The sequence below is a fragment of the Corynebacterium sp. HMSC065H09 genome (genome assembly GCF_001812845.1).
GTDB classification, from domain to species: domain Bacteria; phylum Actinomycetota; class Actinomycetes; order Mycobacteriales; family Mycobacteriaceae; genus Corynebacterium; species Corynebacterium jeikeium_D.
This window is the reverse complement of record NZ_KV810580.1, coordinates 44,197-61,764: the sequence shown is the minus strand read 5'-3', so window position 1 is coordinate 61,764 and position 17,568 is coordinate 44,197. Positions and strand designations below refer to the sequence as shown.

The 17,568-nt window shown below is 56.7% G+C and carries 18 protein-coding genes; 9 read left to right on the top strand and 9 right to left on the bottom strand.

Annotated features, from left to right (window positions below; genetic code table 11):
• The first annotated feature begins 15 nt into the window (after positions 1 to 15).
• The 3 genes from HMPREF2878_RS02975 to HMPREF2878_RS02965 all read left to right on the top strand — a co-directional run bounded on the left by HMPREF2878_RS02975 (position 16) and on the right by HMPREF2878_RS02965 (position 1,733).
• Positions 16 to 357, top strand: a complete 342-nt coding sequence (locus tag HMPREF2878_RS02975) for a monovalent cation/H(+) antiporter subunit G (protein WP_016421914.1) — start codon at positions 16 to 18, stop codon at positions 355 to 357.
• A 588-nt stretch (positions 358 to 945) separates the two neighbouring features.
• Entirely contained in the window at positions 946 to 1,245 is a 300-nt protein-coding gene (locus HMPREF2878_RS02970; protein ID WP_070652818.1) for a hypothetical protein, read from the top strand.
• Positions 1,246 to 1,385: 140 nt separating this feature from the next.
• A complete protein-coding gene (locus HMPREF2878_RS02965; RefSeq protein ID WP_070652817.1) occupies positions 1,386 to 1,733 on the top strand; it encodes a hypothetical protein in 348 nt (115 codons plus the stop codon).
• A 224-nt stretch (positions 1,734 to 1,957) separates the two neighbouring features.
• Here HMPREF2878_RS02965 and HMPREF2878_RS02960 read toward each other — a convergent pair whose 3' ends face one another.
• Positions 1,958 to 3,487, bottom strand: coding sequence for a catalase (locus HMPREF2878_RS02960; protein WP_070603603.1), 1,530 nt, complete (start codon positions 3,485 to 3,487; stop codon positions 1,958 to 1,960).
• 361 nt (positions 3,488 to 3,848) lie between these two features.
• On the opposite strand from HMPREF2878_RS02960, the gene HMPREF2878_RS02955 reads away from it, so the two are divergent.
• The 4 genes from HMPREF2878_RS02955 (at position 3,849) to HMPREF2878_RS02940 (ending at position 7,803) form a co-directional block, all read left to right on the top strand.
• Positions 3,849 to 4,952: an efflux RND transporter periplasmic adaptor subunit gene (locus HMPREF2878_RS02955; protein WP_070652816.1), complete on the top strand. Its 1,104-nt coding sequence runs from the start codon at positions 3,849 to 3,851 to the stop codon at positions 4,950 to 4,952.
• 9 nt (positions 4,953 to 4,961) lie between these two features.
• Complete coding sequence (locus tag HMPREF2878_RS02950; protein ID WP_049171119.1) at positions 4,962 to 5,699, top strand: ABC transporter ATP-binding protein; 738 nt, start codon at positions 4,962 to 4,964, stop codon at positions 5,697 to 5,699.
• Positions 5,686 to 7,116, top strand: a complete 1,431-nt coding sequence (locus tag HMPREF2878_RS02945; RefSeq protein WP_070652815.1) for an ABC transporter permease — start codon at positions 5,686 to 5,688, stop codon at positions 7,114 to 7,116. Before HMPREF2878_RS02950 ends, HMPREF2878_RS02945 begins: the two co-directional genes overlap by 14 nt.
• A 102-nt stretch (positions 7,117 to 7,218) precedes the next feature.
• Positions 7,219 to 7,803, top strand: coding sequence for an RNA polymerase sigma factor (locus HMPREF2878_RS02940; RefSeq protein WP_187401382.1), 585 nt, complete (start codon positions 7,219 to 7,221; stop codon positions 7,801 to 7,803).
• Between the two features lie 65 nt (positions 7,804 to 7,868).
• On the opposite strand, the gene HMPREF2878_RS02935 is transcribed toward HMPREF2878_RS02940, so the two are convergent.
• The 5 genes from HMPREF2878_RS02935 to HMPREF2878_RS02915 all read right to left on the bottom strand — a co-directional run bounded on the left by HMPREF2878_RS02935 (position 7,869) and on the right by HMPREF2878_RS02915 (position 10,734).
• A complete protein-coding gene (locus HMPREF2878_RS02935; protein WP_016421906.1) occupies positions 7,869 to 8,420 on the bottom strand; it encodes an alkaline shock response membrane anchor protein AmaP in 552 nt (183 codons plus the stop codon).
• Positions 8,417 to 8,872, bottom strand: coding sequence for a hypothetical protein (locus HMPREF2878_RS02930; protein WP_049181727.1), 456 nt, complete (start codon positions 8,870 to 8,872; stop codon positions 8,417 to 8,419). Before HMPREF2878_RS02930 ends, HMPREF2878_RS02935 begins: the two co-directional genes overlap by 4 nt.
• Positions 8,859 to 9,947 carry an Asp23/Gls24 family envelope stress response protein gene (locus HMPREF2878_RS02925; RefSeq protein WP_070652814.1) on the bottom strand — a complete coding sequence of 363 codons (1,089 nt, stop codon included), beginning with the start codon at positions 9,945 to 9,947 and terminating at the stop codon, positions 8,859 to 8,861. Before HMPREF2878_RS02925 ends, HMPREF2878_RS02930 begins: the two co-directional genes overlap by 14 nt.
• Entirely contained in the window at positions 9,944 to 10,141 is a 198-nt protein-coding gene (locus tag HMPREF2878_RS02920; RefSeq protein WP_005511694.1) for a hypothetical protein, read from the bottom strand. The genes HMPREF2878_RS02925 and HMPREF2878_RS02920 overlap by 4 nt, the downstream gene beginning before the upstream one ends.
• A 65-nt stretch (positions 10,142 to 10,206) precedes the next feature.
• On the bottom strand, positions 10,207 to 10,734 hold the full coding sequence (locus tag HMPREF2878_RS02915) for an Asp23/Gls24 family envelope stress response protein (protein ID WP_070652813.1): 528 nt from the start codon (positions 10,732 to 10,734) through the stop codon (positions 10,207 to 10,209).
• A gap of 828 nt (positions 10,735 to 11,562) precedes the next feature.
• Between HMPREF2878_RS02915 and HMPREF2878_RS02910 the strand changes: the two genes are divergently transcribed.
• Positions 11,563 to 12,195: a trypsin-like serine protease gene (locus tag HMPREF2878_RS02910; RefSeq protein ID WP_070652812.1), complete on the top strand. Its 633-nt coding sequence runs from the start codon at positions 11,563 to 11,565 to the stop codon at positions 12,193 to 12,195.
• A gap of 107 nt (positions 12,196 to 12,302) precedes the next feature.
• Here HMPREF2878_RS02910 and HMPREF2878_RS02905 read toward each other — a convergent pair whose 3' ends face one another.
• The gene (locus HMPREF2878_RS02905) at positions 12,303 to 15,500 is read right to left on the bottom strand and encodes an LPXTG cell wall anchor domain-containing protein (RefSeq protein WP_070652811.1); all 3,198 of its coding nucleotides are present in this window, start codon (positions 15,498 to 15,500) and stop codon (positions 12,303 to 12,305) included.
• A 42-nt stretch (positions 15,501 to 15,542) separates the two neighbouring features.
• Here HMPREF2878_RS02905 and HMPREF2878_RS11605 point away from each other — a divergent pair, with 42 nt between their 5' ends.
• Positions 15,543 to 15,941: a hypothetical protein gene (locus HMPREF2878_RS11605; protein WP_371326176.1), complete on the top strand. Its 399-nt coding sequence runs from the start codon at positions 15,543 to 15,545 to the stop codon at positions 15,939 to 15,941.
• Positions 15,942 to 16,014: 73 nt separating this feature from the next.
• On the opposite strand, the gene HMPREF2878_RS11435 is transcribed toward HMPREF2878_RS11605, so the two are convergent.
• Complete coding sequence (locus HMPREF2878_RS11435) at positions 16,015 to 16,431, bottom strand: hypothetical protein (RefSeq protein ID WP_141753108.1); 417 nt, start codon at positions 16,429 to 16,431, stop codon at positions 16,015 to 16,017.
• Complete coding sequence (locus HMPREF2878_RS02895) at positions 16,424 to 17,437, bottom strand: class C sortase (protein WP_246821901.1); 1,014 nt, start codon at positions 17,435 to 17,437, stop codon at positions 16,424 to 16,426. The genes HMPREF2878_RS11435 and HMPREF2878_RS02895 overlap by 8 nt, the downstream gene beginning before the upstream one ends.
• Between the last annotated feature and the right edge of the window lie 131 nt (positions 17,438 to 17,568).

The following is a 17,568-nucleotide window of genomic DNA, read 5'->3' as shown; positions in this document are numbered from 1 at the left end:
AGGACGAATCGCAATATGAGTATCGCTTCAATCCTTGTAACTATCTTGTTTGCCGTGCTGGTCATTGGCGGATCTTTGTACCTGCTTCTGGCGGGTGTGGCCATGTGGCGCTCTAAAGATGCATTGAGCCGGTTGAACCAGCTTTCGGCCGGAATCATGGTGGGCATCCCCGCGCTGGTGATTGCCAACTTGGTCTTAGAGGCCGACCAGGGCGATCTGACGTGGGGCAAGACCCTCACCGCCATTCTGGCCATTGTTGCTGTCCTGGTCGTCGCTACCGTCGCCTCCGAGGTGCTCGGACGCGCGGTGCTGGGTGCCCGTGACGGCTCCGCTGAGGACTACGTCCCGGAGCGGTAGCTAGCGGCGCGGAAAACGTCCTGAACACACCGTTAGCGGCCAGTTTCACAGCGACCCCTCAGCGCGCTCCGGCACCCCCTTTAGGCCACCCGACCTACCCAAAAGGGGGTATATTTCCCCACACTTTTGGCCTCCCACAATGTGATGTACCTCTCATAGGCTATGACCCGCTCGTTAGCTCCGTTTATGCCCCTAAATTGAGTGGCAGTTTTTGCCATTTACTAATGTTTGGTTACCCTTACTTAGGGAACCCTTAATCATCATTTTTGATGAATTTGCCGTTTGCCTGCACCTTTGTGACACCAAGAACAAAACAATCAATGCAATCCCGGTAAATTTTAAGAAAACAACGCTTTTGTCATCCGATATTCGGGCAGAGGCCGGAGTCGTCACAGACACCACCAAACCGCCCTCTTTCCAATATTTTTAGGCGAATTTGAGCGAGCTTTGAGGGACGCAACCGACCGGAAGCGGATCGAGGCACTTATTTTTTCATTGCAGCCCCTTGCCCCATCGGTTAACTTAATTTCTGTGAGTTCGCCAAGAGCGACTCAAAATCTTTACCCCCGAGAACCTAAGGATTTTCTCATGTCCTGCTCCGCAGAAGATATCGCAACCATCCTCGAAGCCCTTCCGGCCGTCACCGTTGAGAGCCCGCTGCCGGCTTTCGAGCAGCTGGCTGGCAACGACGTCAACTTCGCTAACGTTGGCGGCGACCTGAACCTGCCGTTCGGTAACGACTTCCTGGACATCTCCGTCACCGACGACCACTCCGAGCACACCGACAACTCCAAGGAGGTTTCCGACTTCCTGAACCCGGAGACCCATGTCGACCAGTCCAAGGACTTCGACTTCCTGAACCCGACCATCTCTGGCATCGGCGCCTAAGCTCCCGGGCTTCATGGCAGGACAATAGCTCCGCCAATCCTTGACACAATAAACCGCCAGTCTCTAATAAAGACTGCGGTTTATTGTTCAGTTAAAACCGATATTTTTCATTTCGTTACTGTCTAAAAGGAACACCAAAAATGGACGTCACTCCTATCGTTGAGGTTCTGGAAGCAATGCCTTCCGGCCCGACCGTCAACGTCACCTTCGAGATTAACCCGACCATCGATGGTGATCTGACCCTCCTGGAAACCGGTGACTGGAACGCTCCGTTCGGCCGCGACTTCATGGACATCAACATCACGAACGACCAGTCCACCACGCATGACAACTCCACCAACGTCTCCGGCGTTGAGGCTGACAGCGCTGACGAGTCTTTCAAAAAGGGCGAAGAAGCTGCCGAGTCCGCCGAAGAGGCTGACGAGGCTGCAGCTGCTCCGAAGTCGATTTTCAACGGCTCCCCGAGCATGCCGGGCATCGGTGCCTAAAACAGCTCACACTTAGGGTTGTTCCTTAGCCGCCCAAACCGGGCCGGCGTGCAGGCAACCACAAAGCCGTGGCTGTCATGCACAGACAGAAGTTTTAAATAAAGCGTTAGCCCTGCAGATGGTTTGACCATCTGCAGGGCTAACGCTTTTCTATTTACTTTGACCTACCGCGTGACTGCGCAGCTCTACTCTGCGGTTTTACTGCACAGCCCCACGCGGTTGCTTTACTTCGTTGCCTTGAAGCGCTTTTCCACCTCGGCACCGAGCCAAGAATCAACGTTGGTCCAGTACTGGTAGACACGCTGCTCCACCTCTGGGGAAACACCCTGCATGGCACCGACGATGTTGTCCGCCAAGCGATCACGCTCGGCATCGTCCATCACGTTGCGAACAAGGTCGCCCGGCTGCGAGAAGTCATCATCCTCAGGGTGCTGCACGTAGGCGCCAGCGTAGAACTCTTCGCCCACACTCTCCCACTGGCCAAAGGCACCAGCATCGACCTGGCCGGCGTGACCGGAGCGCACTGGGCAACCAGCAGCTTTAGCTGCAGCCGCAGTATCGGCCTCCGGACCGCGAGCAGTGGCGTTGGAGCCGTGAACCGGCAACTTCGGATCCGAGTAGTAGTACGTGGCCGCACCATCCTGCGAGAAGGAATTAACTGGGCAGCGAGACTGGTTCACCGGCAGCTGATCGCTGTTGACGCCAAGGCGGTAGCGGTGCGCATCAGCGTAGGAGAACACACGCGCCAGCAGCATCTTGTCCGGCGAGAAGCCGACACCCGGGACCGTATTCGACGGTGCGAAAGCGGCCTGCTCAACCTCAGCAAAGAAGTTGCCCGGGTTGCGGTTCAGGGTGAAGTGGCCGACCGGAATCAGCGGGTAGTCCTTCTGGGACCAGGTCTTGGTCAGGTCGAACGGGTTCACCTTGTAGCTGGCGGCCTCGTCGTAAGGCATGATCTGCACCTTGACGTCCCAGGTTGGGTAGTCGCCGCGCTCAATTGCCTCGAAGAGATCCTGGCGAGCGTGGTCGGTGTTTTCGCCAACCAGCTCGGCGGCTTCATCATCCGTCAGGAACTCCCAGCCCTGGCGAGTCTTAAAGTGGTACTTAACCCAAAAACGCTCCCCTTCAGCGTTAATCCACTGATAGGTGTGGGAACCGAAGCCGTCCATATGACGGAAGTCCTTCGGAATACCGCGGTCACCCATCAAGTAAGTGACCTGGTGAGCGGACTCCGGAGAGGCAGTCCAGAAATCCCACTGCATATTGGCATCACGCAGGCCCGTGTCCGGCAGGCGCTTCTGAGAGTGGATGAAGTCCGGGAACTTAATGCCATCGCGGATGAAGAACACTGGCGTGTTGTTGCCCACGATGTCGAGGTTGCCCTCTTCGGTGTAGAACTTCAGTGCAAAGCCGCGCACGTCACGCCAGCCATCCGGGGAGCCCTGCTCACCTGCGACAGTAGAGAATCGCGCCAGCATCGGCGTGACCGTGTTCGGCTGGAAGACAGCAGCCTTGGTGTACTTGGAAACATCCTCGGTGATCGTCAGTTCACCGAAAGCACCTGCGCCCTTAGCGTGAACAACGCGCTCCGGAATGCGCTCGCGGTTGAAGTGAGCGAGCTTTTCCAGCAGGTGGATGTCGTGGAGGTTAATACCTCCCTGTGGGCCATTGGTTAGCGAGTGCTGCTCTGTAGGAACCGGCGCACCGTTGAGGCGAGTGGTCGGACCATTGGAACCTTCATAGAGATTGGACATGGGGATTTCCTCCTAAAGACAGGGGCTAGATGGCAGTCACAACATGCCCTGACGTTTTCCACCCTACACGAAGTTTCATATTTTGCCTATTAGTCGCCTGAGATTGATATGTGGACTTAATTATTAGTCCGATTAGGTTCGCTGTATCAGCCGCAAACACTCGGCCCGAAAAAGGGCAAAGTTCTCTCCACGAAAACCACCCGCAATAACCGTCGAAAAGCACTTACCGCGCTTTCATGCAATACCTATCAGCACTGAATAAAAGGTATAGCCAGCACTACCACTGCCCGCAGGCGTTGAGGGTAGGATTTCACGCGTACCACGCTGTCAATTTGGATTCTGATCGGATACTTCTGCAGACATGAAAAAACAAGGGAGGGGCGCAAAAGCGCTCACAATCTTCAAGTACACGCTGGCGTTGCTGGCGACCGTTGCGCTTCTCAAGATCGCATTCTTCCCCGCTAACGACGAGGACTATGCGCAAGCAACCGGTGATTTCTCCCAGCCCACCACGGAGCTATCCCCTCAGCGGATCAATAACACGCAGAAGCTGTCTGCCACCATCGTCCCGGACGAGCCCACCGTGATCCGCGCCAACGCTTCCGGTGAAATCACTGACGCCTATGTCAACAGCGGCGGCAACGCCGTAGAGGGGCAAAACCTGCTCCAGGTGAAGAAGACCTCGGTATCTGAGACTGCCAGCACCTCCGGCGGCGCGGATTCCGATGAAGAAGGCGCCGCAGCAGCCGCACCCGAAACTACCGTGACCTGGGGAAACATCACCGCTAAGGCTTCTGGCACTGTGCAGTGGGATATCGTCATCGGCCAGACGGTTGAGATCGGCCAGGAGATTGGCACGATTTCTCCGAACAGCTTCCACGCCGTAGCGCCTATTAAGCCGAGCCAGCTGTACACGCTGGGAGACTCGATTAACAATGGCCGCCTCGCTATCACCGATGGCCCGGCACCATTTTTGTGTGATTCGGTGAAGACGGTCACGGGAAGTGGCGCGGGCTCGCAGAACACTGGCGCCGGAGAGGGTGCTGGCATGGGGGCCGCCGCTGCTGGGAATTCCTCGGGCGGTCCACAGCTGCGCTGCGATATTCCCGCAGATCAGACCGTCTACGAAGGTGTTCCTGCCACGCTGATTCTTGGCAGTGGCACCACCTCGGAGGTCCCGGCACTACCGGTGACCGCAGTGGAGGGACGCTTCCGCGAAGGTGTCGTCTACGCTCCAGCTAAGGATGGCGGCAAGCCCACAAAGATCAAGGTTGAGCTGGGCGCCAACGATGGCACTTTCATCGAGATTAAGCGCGGTCTGAAGGAAGGCCAACAGGTTTTGGAGTACGTGCCTTCCTACAAGGATGAGTCCGCCGGCGACGGCACTGACACCGGCACTGGCGCTGGTGATGGCAGCGACACCGGCTTCGATGAGTCCGGCGATGACGCTGGCTCTGAAAAGTAGGCCCGCGCCATGCTTAGTTTGACCGCAGTCACTCGAACAGTGACGCTCCCCAACGGCGAGGAGCTGCCTATTTTGAAAGGCATCGACCTCGAAGTGCCACGCGGTGAGCACCTCAGCATTGTCGGCCAGTCCGGTTCGGGTAAGTCAACGCTGCTGAACATCATTGGCATGCTCGATTTGCCAGATTCCGGCACGTACACGTTTGACGGCACTGATATTTCCACCTTGTCGGACAGGAAACGCGCTGCACTTCGTGGCGATAATTTGGGATTCGTCTTCCAGCAGTTCAACCTCTTCCCCTCCCGCACCACGCTGGAAAACGTCGAGGTTCCGCTGATGTACGACCGGGGCGAGAAGTTTTGGAATCGCACCGAGCTCGCCGCCGCGATGCTGGAGCGCGTCGGCCTGGGCGATCGCCTAGAGGCCACGCCTTCGCAGCTCTCCGGCGGTGAACAGCAGCGTGTGGCTATTGCCCGCGCGCTCGTGCGCCAACCGCAGCTCATTCTTGCCGATGAGCCCACCGGTGCGCTCGATGTCGACACCGGGAAAATCGTTATGGATCTGCTCGAAGAAGTCGCGGCGGAAAACAACGCTGCACTGATTCTGATCACACACGATTTAGAGGTCGCCGAGCGCGGCGATCGAGTGCTTGAGCTTCGCGACGGTCAGTTGCACACCGACTCCGTCCTGCTATCTGCTGCCAACGCCATGCACGAATTGGAGGAGGTTGGTAATGACGACGAATAAAGAAACCGAATCGAAGTCACGGCCTTCCTTCTTCTACGCAGCAACGCCTTATCTCGGCGCCCTGCTGGAGGCGTGGCATGAGCTGCGCATTAACCGTGGCCGTATCATGCTGTCGCTGGTCAGTGTGGCTGCCGCAGTGTGGGCGATGACCACGGTTATTGCACTTGGCAATATTCTCACCAGCTCTCAGGATGCGGTCACCGCACAGAGCACGGGTGTCGCCGGCACGGTCACGTTGACTGCCGGAGCGAGTAGTTCCGGTTCTGAGGATGGTGGCGACTTCGGCGACGGAGGCTTCGGTGACGGCAGCGCCGGCACAATGGCCGATAGCTTCGGCGACTTCGGCGGCGAGGGCAACGGCGGAAACGGCCCGGACGATTTGAGCGTCATCAACCCAGACGGGTCTATCAATGACGCCTTTTCCACTGCTGCTCACCGCCTGGTGGAGACCACTCACGCCAACTTGTGGTCGCGGGTTCGCATGCAGCCAGCGACACCCGAGCACAATATGGATGACTGCGCTCCGGATGATTACGAGTGTTTTTCGCCAGGTACTCCCGAGCTGATTGCCGCTGACCCGGGCTGGTTCGATATCTACGCCCGCACCATCGTGCAGGGACGTCGCCTTGAAGATGCCGATGGCCAGCGCTTGATGAACCCCGTGGTGGTCAACGACCAATTCTACGAAAGCCTGGGAAACCCAGCACTAGCCGACCATCCAACCTTCACCTTGAAGGAAACCGGCAACACCACTTTCACCGTGGTGGGAGTGTATAAGTCCCTCGGATCGTGGGACGCCCCGAGCATTGTCACGCACTACGATTCTTTCCTCAATGCCAGCTACGAGGGGCCGGTGGGTGAGCCGCAACTTCTCGTCGCAACGCCTGAGGAGTCCGCGAAGGAAAACCAGAAGGCGCTGCACAATATTTTCCAGGCGGAGCTCGGCCCCAGCTGGAAGGTGAATACCTCCCTGTCGGAGAAGGACACGGAGATTTCCCAGGAGATGAATAACACCATCACTACGGCGCTGGGCATTATCGGCGGCATCGTGATCGCGCTTGGCGCGTTGGGGCTGCTCACAGTCTCGATTGTCACCATCGGCCACCGTGTCCGTGAGATTGGTATTCGTCGCGCAATGGGCGCGTCGGCAGGCCGGATTTTTATCTCTGTGTTCCTGGAGTCGATTGTCGCCACGACGGTGGCGGGCGTGGTTGGCGTGATTGCCTCGATCATCACGGTCAAGCAGCTGCCGCTGGATAAGATGCTGGCGTTGCCGCTGGAGACCGGTGCCGTGGCCTACCCCGTCACGGCCGCGGTAATCGGCGTGTTGGTCGCGACATTCGTGGGCGCGCTGGCGGGTATTATCCCGGCCACCATCGCAGTCCGCGTCAAGCCCATCGACGCCATCCGCTTCTAACACTTCAGCCCCTAGTTCGCCTGGCTGCGTCGCCGCCTGCTTTTTGCAGGTGAGGCCACGTGCAGCCAGGCGAATTATCTTTAGGTTTTAAGTTGCTAAGCTATGTCCATGACTCCCGCACGCCTCGTCTCTAATGACGAATACATCACGCAGCTGGCGCTGAAAGCCGGTCGCGGTGATCAGGCTGCGCTGACGGAGTTCGTACGGCTGACCCAGAAGGACGTGTGGCGTCTGGTCGCACACCTGGGTGGCGTCGATGCCGCGGATGATTTAACGCAGGAGACGTATCTGCGTGTGATGGGGGCGCTCCCCCGTTTTGCGGCGCGTTCTTCTGCCCGCACGTGGCTATTGTCGCTGGCCCGGCGTGTGTGGGTGGATTCGGTTCGCCATGATTCGGCGCGGCCGAAGAAGTCTGCGGTGGAAGTGGAAAACGCTGCCGAGCAGTTTACGACTGACGAGTCGTGGTCGGAGCTCGCTGATGCCCGCGTGCTGCTGGAGCAGCTGCCGGAGGAACGCCGCGAGGCACTCATTCTGACGCAGGTGCTGGGGTACTCCTACGCGGAGGCCGCGGAAATCGCAGGGTGTCGTGTGGGAACCATTCGCTCCCGTGTCGCTCGTGCGCGCCGGGATTTGGTTGCCGCGCTTGACGACGGCGATAGTGCCACCGGCGACTCTGCTGCTGTTTAGCTCCCTCCGGCCAGCGCACCCAGCTGGCCGATCTAGGTTGTCTCCCCGCGAAGCTGACTAGCTGACTAACGGTCCAGCTCGATTTTGTAAGTCGAGGCGATATCAGCATGCCCGATGGCATCCCGCATATCACGCTCCGCGTTTTTCAGGGCAGCTACAACAGCGGGGAGGCTCGCGTGCGGCGACATTGCCACAGTCACTTCCAAGGTAGGAATTCCATTATCGCGGTAGACCCGCGAATCCGCCTGATTAATGTGTGCGTTGCGCTCTAGATCGGTGCACACCGCATCGGCAACGTCGGCGACCGGCAGCGAGATCTCTCCCAGTTTTTCTTGTGATTCCGCTGCGGCGACGGTGCTGAACCGGTGCGAGCGCAGATTAGCGACCACCAAGATACAGCCGACGACCGCTAGAACCGCTGTGACCACACCGAGGACGGGAACATACCAGCTTTGCTCAGGTATTTTTCCCCAGGAGTCCATCCGTCCGGAGTCATGAAGCCACTGTGCGGGGGCGACGTCGAAGTAGCTCGCAATTGCCCATGTTGCTACCAGCAGTAGCAGTGCTGAGAAAAGAAACAGCACAATTCGGTCGAATACGCTTACTGATGTTTTCACTTGTCATCACCTTCGTATTCGCCGCGAACTCCGGAAGCAAGTGCCGTGCCATTGTGGAGTTCTTGGTAGTCAGACTTGTGCATCCACACTGGCAGGTTGCCATCGTCATCGACGCGTACATACCGACGCGGGGCAGGAAGAAACACTGCGATGAGCTGTCCCAGCCCATAGATTGCAGCTAGGATTCCGACGAGAAGCAGCACCCACGACGCGGCTGAGTCCAGTGGGTTGCTGAACCAGTCGAATACCGGCTGTAACCATGAGGTGCCACCCGAGCCATTGGCACTGATAATTGCTTCTCTACCTGCAACTACGGCCACTGCGATTATCAACAGACCAGCGAAAACTCCTAGCCCGCGGACCTTTGGCGATTGACGCGGGTCACGTCCCTGGCGAGTTTCGACCGACTCGTCCGAGACCATCGCGGCCGAAGCCGTCTCAGTCGGCGTCATAGGGTGTCACCTCAATCTTTTTCAGTGGACGTGGCTCTGGAATGCTTACCGCCACGGTGCGTGGTTGCGGCACGGATACCGGGCGCAGCTGCTCCTTTCGCGGTGCGCGAACTTGTTTCAGCCGAGTTGGACGCGGCACGTTAACCGGACGCAGTAGCGCTGGTCTTGGCGCCTTGACATTAATTGTGCGTGGCGACGGCACGCGTACTGGACGCAGATTTGGCTGCCGGGGCACGCTCACCTGTACCAAGGACGACGGCTTTGGCGCTGTGACCTTTCGCAGCTGTATGGGCCGTGGAATTGGTGTGCGACGCACCTGTTTCGGCTTCGGTGCCGAGGTGCGAACCACTGGCAGCGGCGGCGGCGTAACAATGCGACGGGCCGGTTGCGGCTTTGGTGCCTTAATAGCCACAGCTGGTTGTGGCTTCGGCGGCGTGATGAAGCGCACCGATTGTGGAGCAGGTGCTGGGACACTGCGTACTCGTTCCGGACGCGGCGGAGTAATGCTGCGTACCGGCTGCGGTGTCACCGATGGAATGCTACGCACTGACTGTGGCTGCGGTACTGAAATACTGCGCACTGGCTGCGGCGTCGGCACGGCGATGGACTGCACTTCTGGGACCCGCCGCACCTGCGGAGCGGTCACTACCTGCTGGTTCACCCGGACAGGTGTCAACTGCGGGTGATCTGAAAAGTACGCTAAGTCCTGTCGGGTGACACGCACGTGCCCGGGTTCGACGCTGTCGATGTCAACATCGACGGTGACATTTTCAAGACCGGCCATATCAGCGAGCCAGGTGGCAACGCTGGAACGAATGCGCACCGCAATTTCCGCTGTCGGCGCCGGCCATGATGCAACGGCGCGAACTGCGACTCGAACTGCACTAACGACGTTTGTAGTGGCAGAACTAGGGGCAATCTCACTGTCGATTGAGACAATTGGATAGTCGCGCCCTAGCACACGGGATTGGTCGAGGGTGCCGGGAACCGCGCGCACGGCCATCTCTACGATGCGGCGGATTGCCTTTTCGCTTACGACGGTGGTGCCACGCGTTGCTGGAACGTGGATAGTCACCGTCGGCGGCCTCCTCGGTTGAACTTACGGTTGAGCTCGGGCGCGTCGATTTTGCCATCGAGTACCGCACCGGCTGCACCGGCCAGACCTCCGAAGGCAATAACCGCAAGAAAGCCCGTAAAACCACCAATCATTGCGGCGAAGCACAGGACAACGGCAATCGTCGCGAAGGTCTTTGTGTAATTATCGAACATGAAATTCCCCTTTTTACGGGCTTACCTGCCCATCCTGCCCGGCTTCGACGCGCAATAGTTGTTAACTACTGAACGCGTGGCTGCTCCTTGGACTCGTTAGCAGCCGCGATGGCCTTGCGCTGCTCTTCGCGCTGCTTAGCGGCCTCTTCTTCGCGCTCCTGCGGGGTCTGGTAGTCGGTGTGAACATCGGAAACATCGACATTGACTTCAGTGACCTCGAGTCCGGTCATACGCTCAACGGAGCTAATGATGTTCTGGCGGATAGCCTCAGCCAGCTCATGGATGGCAACGCCGTACTCAGCAATGATGGTGACGTCGACAGCAGCCTGGCGCTCGCCGACCTCAACAGCAATTCCCTGGGATACGTTGGCGCTACCGCCGGAGACAAACTCACGGACGGAGCCAGCGAAGCGATCCATGCCGCCACCAAGGTCGTAAACACCGGAGACCTCGCGGGTAGCGATGCCTGCAATCTTGGAGACGACGCTGTCGTCGATAGAAGTGTGGCCGTGGCCGGTTCCCTTATTCGCGGAGTCCGGGCCAGCCTGAGTTGCCGGGGTGTTCTTAGCAGTGTTCTTTGCGTTGTCAGCCATGATATGCCGTTCCTGTTCTCAGTGATGTAGACGAAATGTCTGGACAACGCCGATGCTATAACTGCCGCAGGCAACCTGCAGTGCGAGCTGGGCACATGGCTGTGCGAGAGTCCGTCTAGTACGGCTTTCGTTATAAAAAATTCTTAGAAAACCGGATCGCAGATTTGATTTGTTTTTGTCCACAGCCTTCCGGGTATTTTTGTATTTTTGGATTACTCCTGCGTGACGGCAGTTTTTACCTGCCATTCACGGTTCTGATGTTACGAGCGGCCCCCACTTGCCTGCAGAATGCTAACAAATCCAACAACTTTGTATAACAAGGTGCAATTTGCGGCACTATTCCATATTTCGACGGTGGATCAGTACCGCCCCTGATTGGAACTCGTGCGCGCCACGATTTGGTTGCCGCGCTTGACGACGGCGACAGTGCCAGCGGCACCTCTGCTGCTGGTTAGTGCAGCTGTTTAGACCCGCTCCCCCCCCCCCCGATAGGCGTTGCCCTTTTTGCCACCCCATTTTTGGAGCACTATCGCACATGATTGCTCAGTTGAGCGTAGGTTCTGCCTTAACTGATAGTTTTATACATTTCCTTATATTCGCGATACGAAACGGGTATATAAACTGCCCGGCACGCATAAGTTCCATCTTTTTCGACGAGATTAGCTTTGTTTTTCGGCATCTTTAGGATGATTGGACGCTTACCATGCGCGTTCGTATTCGCCCTCTAGGAAATCAACCAGAGGAAATGCTTTTCAATGTGCGGCCTGGAAACGCCAGAACCAGTTTTTGGGCCGCCACCGACCAACTCACTGAGGAGCAGATTTCCCCATGAATAGACCTTCATGGATTTTCACTGTCACTGCCGTTATCACGGCTACAACCGGACTACCGGCCTACGCTGCCACCATCAACCAAGGTGATCCAGTTGTTATCGTTCACGCTAATGGGCCACAAGCCAGTGTCTGCACAGCTGGCTACGTCGACAAAACCAACTCTCAGATCTACACAGCAGGTCATTGTGGACAAGAAGGAGACACAGTGACGGATGGGACCTTCCAGAAAATTGGAGTATTCCAACCGTCTCCCACCTATGACCATTCACTAGATACGGGAAACGATATCGGAGTTGTTTCGCTTGATGACCCCGCTACTGCCGGTGAGAATTCGTATTCGGGTGACTCCATAATATCCCCGACAGATGTTCAAACTGGTGAGACAGTCTGCATTTACGGAAACACTACGGGGAAAGTGACCTGCGGTTTAGCCGCTGACCGAGAGGCATACCAAACCGAGGACAGTGCTCTACAGGTTCAAAATGTGCACGCTCAACGCGGCGATTCCGGTGGCCCAGTATGGGTACCGGAAAAAGGCGCCGTCGGGGTTGTATCGACTACCTGGAACATCATCGATGGGAACGGACAACAGCTTGGCTCTTACATCACCGCGAACTCACCCTGGTAAGAGGGCTTTGGTGATGTAGGGCTTCCTAGTAGGTGGGAAGCGAGCCTAATTCTTTTTGCCGCCATATGGGGTCTGTGCAGGCAACTGCACAGACCCCATTTTTGTTATTAGGACTGCTGGCGACGAGTCCAGAACCAACCACAGGCTGCGATTACCGCACCGAACAGTGTCCAGAGCAGGACTCCGTTTCCACCGGTCTTTGGCAGCTTGCCGGTCTTGGTGTCGGTCACCTGCATGATCATGAGTTCGCCGGAGCCTTCGGCCTTAATCAGCGGGCTACTGCCACCCACCACCGAGATGGTGTATTCCTTAGTCTCCTGGTCAATTGAGATTTCAAACGCCACTGGCTCAGGCAGCAGGTTAAGCCCTGCCGGCGACTTAGTCTCTACCAGGTAGAAAGTACCAGTTTCGTTAATCTCAATTGACTTCTGATCTGGGGTGATGGTGTAGACCGGTCCTCCACTGAAATCCGGCTGACCACCTGCCGAGGGGTAGATATCGAAGGTCGCACCACCAAGCCCCGGTAGAACCTTGACTCCCTCGCCATCGACATATTCCGCCTTTTCCAAGGTCAGCTTGCCTGGCTTGGTGTCCGGCGCTTCGTAGTTATCGACCACGCAGGAAATGGAAGATAGGACCTTATTGGATTCCGACATCTTCACCCGGAAGCCGAACTCGCCGACGTTTTCGACCTTCAGTGGTGAGGTCTTCCCGCCTCGGGTTTGAGTACACACCGCGTTGAAATCACCGGTGGAATCTAACGTGTCACCGCGACGGAACAGGGTGTAGCCCTGCTTCTGCGTTTCGGTGAGAACCAGCGATTGCTCACGTTCGCTTTCAATGTTCCACGATGCAGTACCCTTGTCGGATTCGGATCCGGAGGTCACCTTCATCGACTGATGGACCAGCGGACCGGACCCGGTGCCGATGACATTGTCATTTGCGGCAAGGGTAAATTCCCAGCCAGGGGCACCGTCTTCGAGAACCTTGCCGTTTTCATCGACAATGCGCTTCTTGACCTTCACAACTCCGTTACAGCGAGAAGCAAGTTGTTCACCAATCTGCTTCATCTGCGCGGCGAGCTTGGAGTACTGCTCGACTCGGATGGTGTCACCGGTGCCAGAAATATCCTCACCCATGGTCTTGACCCCACGCGGACCATAGGTCCACTTGGATTGATCACGCGTAATCTCGATATTCCTGCCTTGTGGGGTTCGCTCCCAAACCTTGAAACCACCATTCTTATACGCAATCTCGAAGTTAGCAGTAGTATCATCGCCCACATAACTTGCTGCATCTACGTACTTATTCGTGAACTGCCAATAAAGTCCGGGCTCTGAAATGCTTGTGCCACTCTTCCACCAACGTACATTCTTTAGTACGAGATCCTGAGTAACAGTTGTGCGCTGAGCATACTTTCCACCTACAGTCAGGTCGACCATAATCGGGACGATGCGAGTTCCGGCCGCTTTCAGCTCATTAGCTGCATCAATTGCCTGGTTAAGGGCGGATTCTTGAACAAATTCGCCACCAAGTTTTAATCCGGGCGCTTTCGAGGAATATGTCGGCATACCGTCGGTGATGAAGTACACCACGTCATAGTTTCCTGCCGCGACCTGCTTGAGGCCTGCCTCCCAGTTGGTCGAGCCGTCGCCTTGCCAATTAGCGACAATGCTCTTTGCCCGGTTTACACCTTGTTCTGATTGCAACGAGATGTAAGGAGGGTTCTGCCCATAGGTTGAGCCGTTTGCAGCACGTGGCGCTCCACCCGCGAAGTTGTAGATACCCAGTTCTGCAGGGGTTCCAGCCAGCGAATCAATCAAAGCATTTGCCGCCCGCTTCGACTCGGTAAAGCCATTTGAATCAGCGTAATTCAGTGAGGTGGACAGGTCGGCCACCACAGCAATGCGCAGGCCACAGCGCTGCGGCATCGGCGGATTAGCGACACGTCCGTGAACCCACTGAGCTCCATCCGGCGGAGAGATAATCTCCGGTGGTTTTGGTGTGCTCTTTTTCTCTCCGTACACATCGAGCGTCACCTTCAGGTTCTTGTTCTGTGAAAGATTATTGGTGAAGGTAAACACTGCATCTTTAGGCACGAGAGCAGAGTCAACCGGCTTGCCGTCCTTTACCGGTACGACATCCATAGTGATGAACCCATTGCCGATGTTGACGTTGCGCTTCAGCAAAGTCACACCTGGTTCAATTTGGTCCAGCGTGAGGTTGTACTTCTGCGGATCCAAGAAAGTCGCGTCAGTTTCGATACGCACCGTTGCGTACTTCATGTGAGATTCCTCAGTCACCTTAGCCGTAAAAGCATTGGGCTGCTTCGGATCTACTGGGTCAGCTTGCACTGCAAACTCGTGACCGATGGCATCAAAGTGCCGCCCATCGACAGCCGGTGGCTTGGGGTCTTCAGAATTTGAGCAGTCTTTAACTTCACCGCTTAGATTGAAAGTCCACTCGGTACGCGCATTCGGAGCAAGCTTAAAACCTGGCTGCGCTACAGCAGTGACCTTTACGGTTCCTGGCTTGTTCTGCTCATAGACATGAGGTCCGGCAGGTGCCTTGTTTGCGTTGAGGTAGTAATCAACTCCCTTGGTGTCCGGGATATTGATATAAGCCTTCTCCACACACTCCGGTGCAGTTGCAGGGTCGACAAGAGTTGGGTCCGCAGGAGTTACCGCTCCTGGTTCCGGTTCCGGTTCCGGGGTCTCTGGCTCGGTGGGCTCAGTCGGCTCTGTTGGATCTGTCGGCTGGGTAGGCTCCGTCGGGTCCGTTGACGGATCTGTTGGCTCACTTGGATCGGTGGGCTCAGTGGAGCCGTCAGGAGTACCACGAAGGGTTATGGCCACGTCGCCAGTTCCTTTCGGGGTAGTGTAGTGAAGGCTGAGCGTGACTTTGTCGCCCAACTTTACCGTTTGATTCAACCCCTTATGTACGAATTCGAGTGGCGCCTGTCGAGCACTATCGTTACGAGTGATCTGCGGGTCGATTGCCCTGCCATTGATTTTCAAACTATAGCCCTGAATCCATCCTTTCCCACCAACGTTGAATTGCAGGCTGTCAATAGTCGCATCCCTATCGATTGTGAACTCGTATTCAGGAGTGGGGCGAGCATCAATATTCTTAAACTCATACTTCGGCGGAGACGTCGGAATGACCTCCGTCTGCGCCTGCGCCTGCGGCGCGTTGGGCGCAAACGCCTGACCGCTGACAACGAGAGCTACCGCTAGCAAAGCAGCCAAGAACATGCGAAGCACAGTTCGCAGTGAATCCGGCAAGCGGAATGTTGTCGAAAACATTAGTTCTTCCTACTTTCTGAGTTCTTCCTGCTAGCGGCGATAATGACGAATCCTCCACCAATCAGGGCTGCGGCGAGAGCTACCAGCCCTGCCACCTGTACACCGGTAAGCGCCAGCGAGCCGGAACTTCCGCTGCTTCCGGAGCTCGACGAGGATCCAGAAGAGTCCGAAGGTGTCGAGGTCCCCGGCTCATCAGGTGGCGTGGAGGTAGTCGACGGGGTCGTCGAGGTTCCCGGTTCACCCGGTGTTGTCGGCGTCGTTGGCGGGGTCTTCGGCGGAGTCGATGTGCCCGGCGTCGTCGGTGGAGTCTTCGGCGGTGTTGCCGGCGGCGTCGTTGGTGGGGTCTTCGGCGGAGTTGTCGGAGGTGTCGACGGTGGTGGCGTCTCCCCCGGCTTATGCGACTTCGCCACAATGACTCCCTCTACAGGAGTGGAGTCATAATCCAGCCCATAGAACGGCACCGATACTAGGAAGGGATTAATCTCCCGGTAACTGTCATTCGGAGCCGTCGAGGTCACAAGATAGATGCCCTCCGGCAAATCACTGAATTTAACAGAGCCGTTTTCGTCAGTGACCTGGCTGAAGTGGAGGTCTTTCGGCCACTCGGCAAGCTCAGCTGCGGTGGCGTTTCCACCTTCTCGCGGTCCTGCTGGCTCGCCGGCGAGATTCCCTTGAGACGTTCCAGATGAATGGTCACGCCAGAAATAGAGCCCGATGCCGACGAATTATCATCGTCCGGGTTTCCTGGGCTCAAGGTAATTCGCACAATGTCAGTGCCGCTCGTTGCTGAAACGCCCGGAGCGTCCACGCGTCCAACAATCCTGGCCGCGTTGGCGTCATTCGCGCCGATTGCACCCATCACTGCAACCAGAGCGCAGGCAGCTAAGAACGCAGCTATCCGGTTCCAGGTGGATGTCAAATATTTATTCATTGTCGTTTTCCCACCACGAAGTGTTGTTATTATCCTCGGACGCTGATTCGCTGCCGTCAGCGAGTTCATCGCTGTCTGCGTCGCCATCAGCAGTCTCGACGTCCGCGTTCTCGGCGTCGTCGTCAAGCTCTTCGTCGGCGTCGAGGCGTTGGCGCCAGAGCCACCACGCAAAGCCTGTGCCAAGCACAAACACCGCTACGAGCAGGGCGTACATCCACCACTGCCATCCAGCTCCGTGCGTTTGGTCGAAGACATTGCTTTCCGACGGATCCATCGGCACTTGGTGCCCACGCACTAGCAGACGATGCGTGTTGATTCCGTAAGGGGTGCAAGTGATGAGGGTGATGTAGTCCTGGCCTTCAATGGGACGAAGATCATCGGTCTCATGCGGAAGTACAACCTTGATTTGATCAATTTCGTACTTCAGCTTGTGGCCTGCGACCTGGATATAGAAGGCGTCTCCCTCTTTTGCTTTCCGCAGGTTATCGAAGAGCGTTACGTTAGTAAGTCCGGTGTGACCGGTAATGATGGAGTGGGTTCCAACACCGCCGACTGGAAGATCGGATCCGTATAGGTGTCCGAGCCCCTTGGCGAGCACCTCATCGCTGGTGCCGTGGTAAATCGGCAGGTCGGCCTGAATCTCTGGGAAAATCAGACGCGCCATCACGTCGGTAGCGTTTAGCTGATCGAGATAAGCGGCGTACTCGGGGTTGTGGTCATTAACTTCGTTAAGCCACGGGTCCAGAATCGGGCCGGTGGTTTGGCGCTCATTGTAAGCGTGCGCGCGCTCCCACTGTTCATCTTTAACGTCTTGGGGTACGGACTTTTCCAGCTTGGCGAACTCCTTGGCCGCCTTAGAAGTGCCGTAGTTGTTCAATGCCGTGGAGACAACCGGGTACAGCATCACAAGCAAACCCACAATCACCAGAATTGCGGAGAGAACCATGCTGTTCTTTTTCGCCTGATCAGGCTGTTCAGGCTGCTCAGCTGATGCGTCCCGCGTCAGAGTCGACGCAGAGTGTTTACCCACGGAGGAACTCCCAAGAAGTCAATCAAAAAGGGATGTGGCCTTTCTCTTTCTCACCGGAATGGGGATTCCCGCGGTTGAGAAAGAGCACATCGAAAGGCCGCAACAGT

What these genes read in the sequence shown, in the direction of transcription:
- HMPREF2878_RS02955 (WP_070652816.1), top strand. Translation starts at nt 3,849, where the DNA reads ATGAAAAAACAAGGGAGGGGCGCAAAAGCGCTCACAATCTTCAAGTAC.
- HMPREF2878_RS02960 (WP_070603603.1), bottom strand. Translation starts at nt 3,487, where the DNA reads ATGTCCAATCTCTATGAAGGTTCCAATGGTCCGACCACTCGCCTCAAC.
- HMPREF2878_RS02970 (WP_070652818.1), top strand. Translation starts at nt 946, where the DNA reads ATGTCCTGCTCCGCAGAAGATATCGCAACCATCCTCGAAGCCCTTCCG.
- HMPREF2878_RS02975 (WP_016421914.1), top strand. Translation starts at nt 16, where the DNA reads ATGAGTATCGCTTCAATCCTTGTAACTATCTTGTTTGCCGTGCTGGTC.
- HMPREF2878_RS02965 (WP_070652817.1), top strand. Translation starts at nt 1,386, where the DNA reads ATGGACGTCACTCCTATCGTTGAGGTTCTGGAAGCAATGCCTTCCGGC.
- HMPREF2878_RS02930 (WP_049181727.1), bottom strand. Translation starts at nt 8,872, where the DNA reads ATGACGCCGACTGAGACGGCTTCGGCCGCGATGGTCTCGGACGAGTCG.
- HMPREF2878_RS02920 (WP_005511694.1), bottom strand. Translation starts at nt 10,141, where the DNA reads ATGTTCGATAATTACACAAAGACCTTCGCGACGATTGCCGTTGTCCTG.
- HMPREF2878_RS02915 (WP_070652813.1), bottom strand. Translation starts at nt 10,734, where the DNA reads ATGGCTGACAACGCAAAGAACACTGCTAAGAACACCCCGGCAACTCAG.
- HMPREF2878_RS02945 (WP_070652815.1), top strand. Translation starts at nt 5,686, where the DNA reads ATGACGACGAATAAAGAAACCGAATCGAAGTCACGGCCTTCCTTCTTC.
- HMPREF2878_RS11435 (WP_141753108.1), bottom strand. Translation starts at nt 16,431, where the DNA reads ATGAATAAATATTTGACATCCACCTGGAACCGGATAGCTGCGTTCTTA.
- HMPREF2878_RS02910 (WP_070652812.1), top strand. Translation starts at nt 11,563, where the DNA reads ATGAATAGACCTTCATGGATTTTCACTGTCACTGCCGTTATCACGGCT.
- HMPREF2878_RS11605 (WP_371326176.1), top strand. Translation starts at nt 15,543, where the DNA reads ATGACGAATCCTCCACCAATCAGGGCTGCGGCGAGAGCTACCAGCCCT.
- HMPREF2878_RS02940 (WP_187401382.1), top strand. Translation starts at nt 7,219, where the DNA reads ATGTCCATGACTCCCGCACGCCTCGTCTCTAATGACGAATACATCACG.
- HMPREF2878_RS02950 (WP_049171119.1), top strand. Translation starts at nt 4,962, where the DNA reads ATGCTTAGTTTGACCGCAGTCACTCGAACAGTGACGCTCCCCAACGGC.
- HMPREF2878_RS02905 (WP_070652811.1), bottom strand. Translation starts at nt 15,500, where the DNA reads ATGTTTTCGACAACATTCCGCTTGCCGGATTCACTGCGAACTGTGCTT.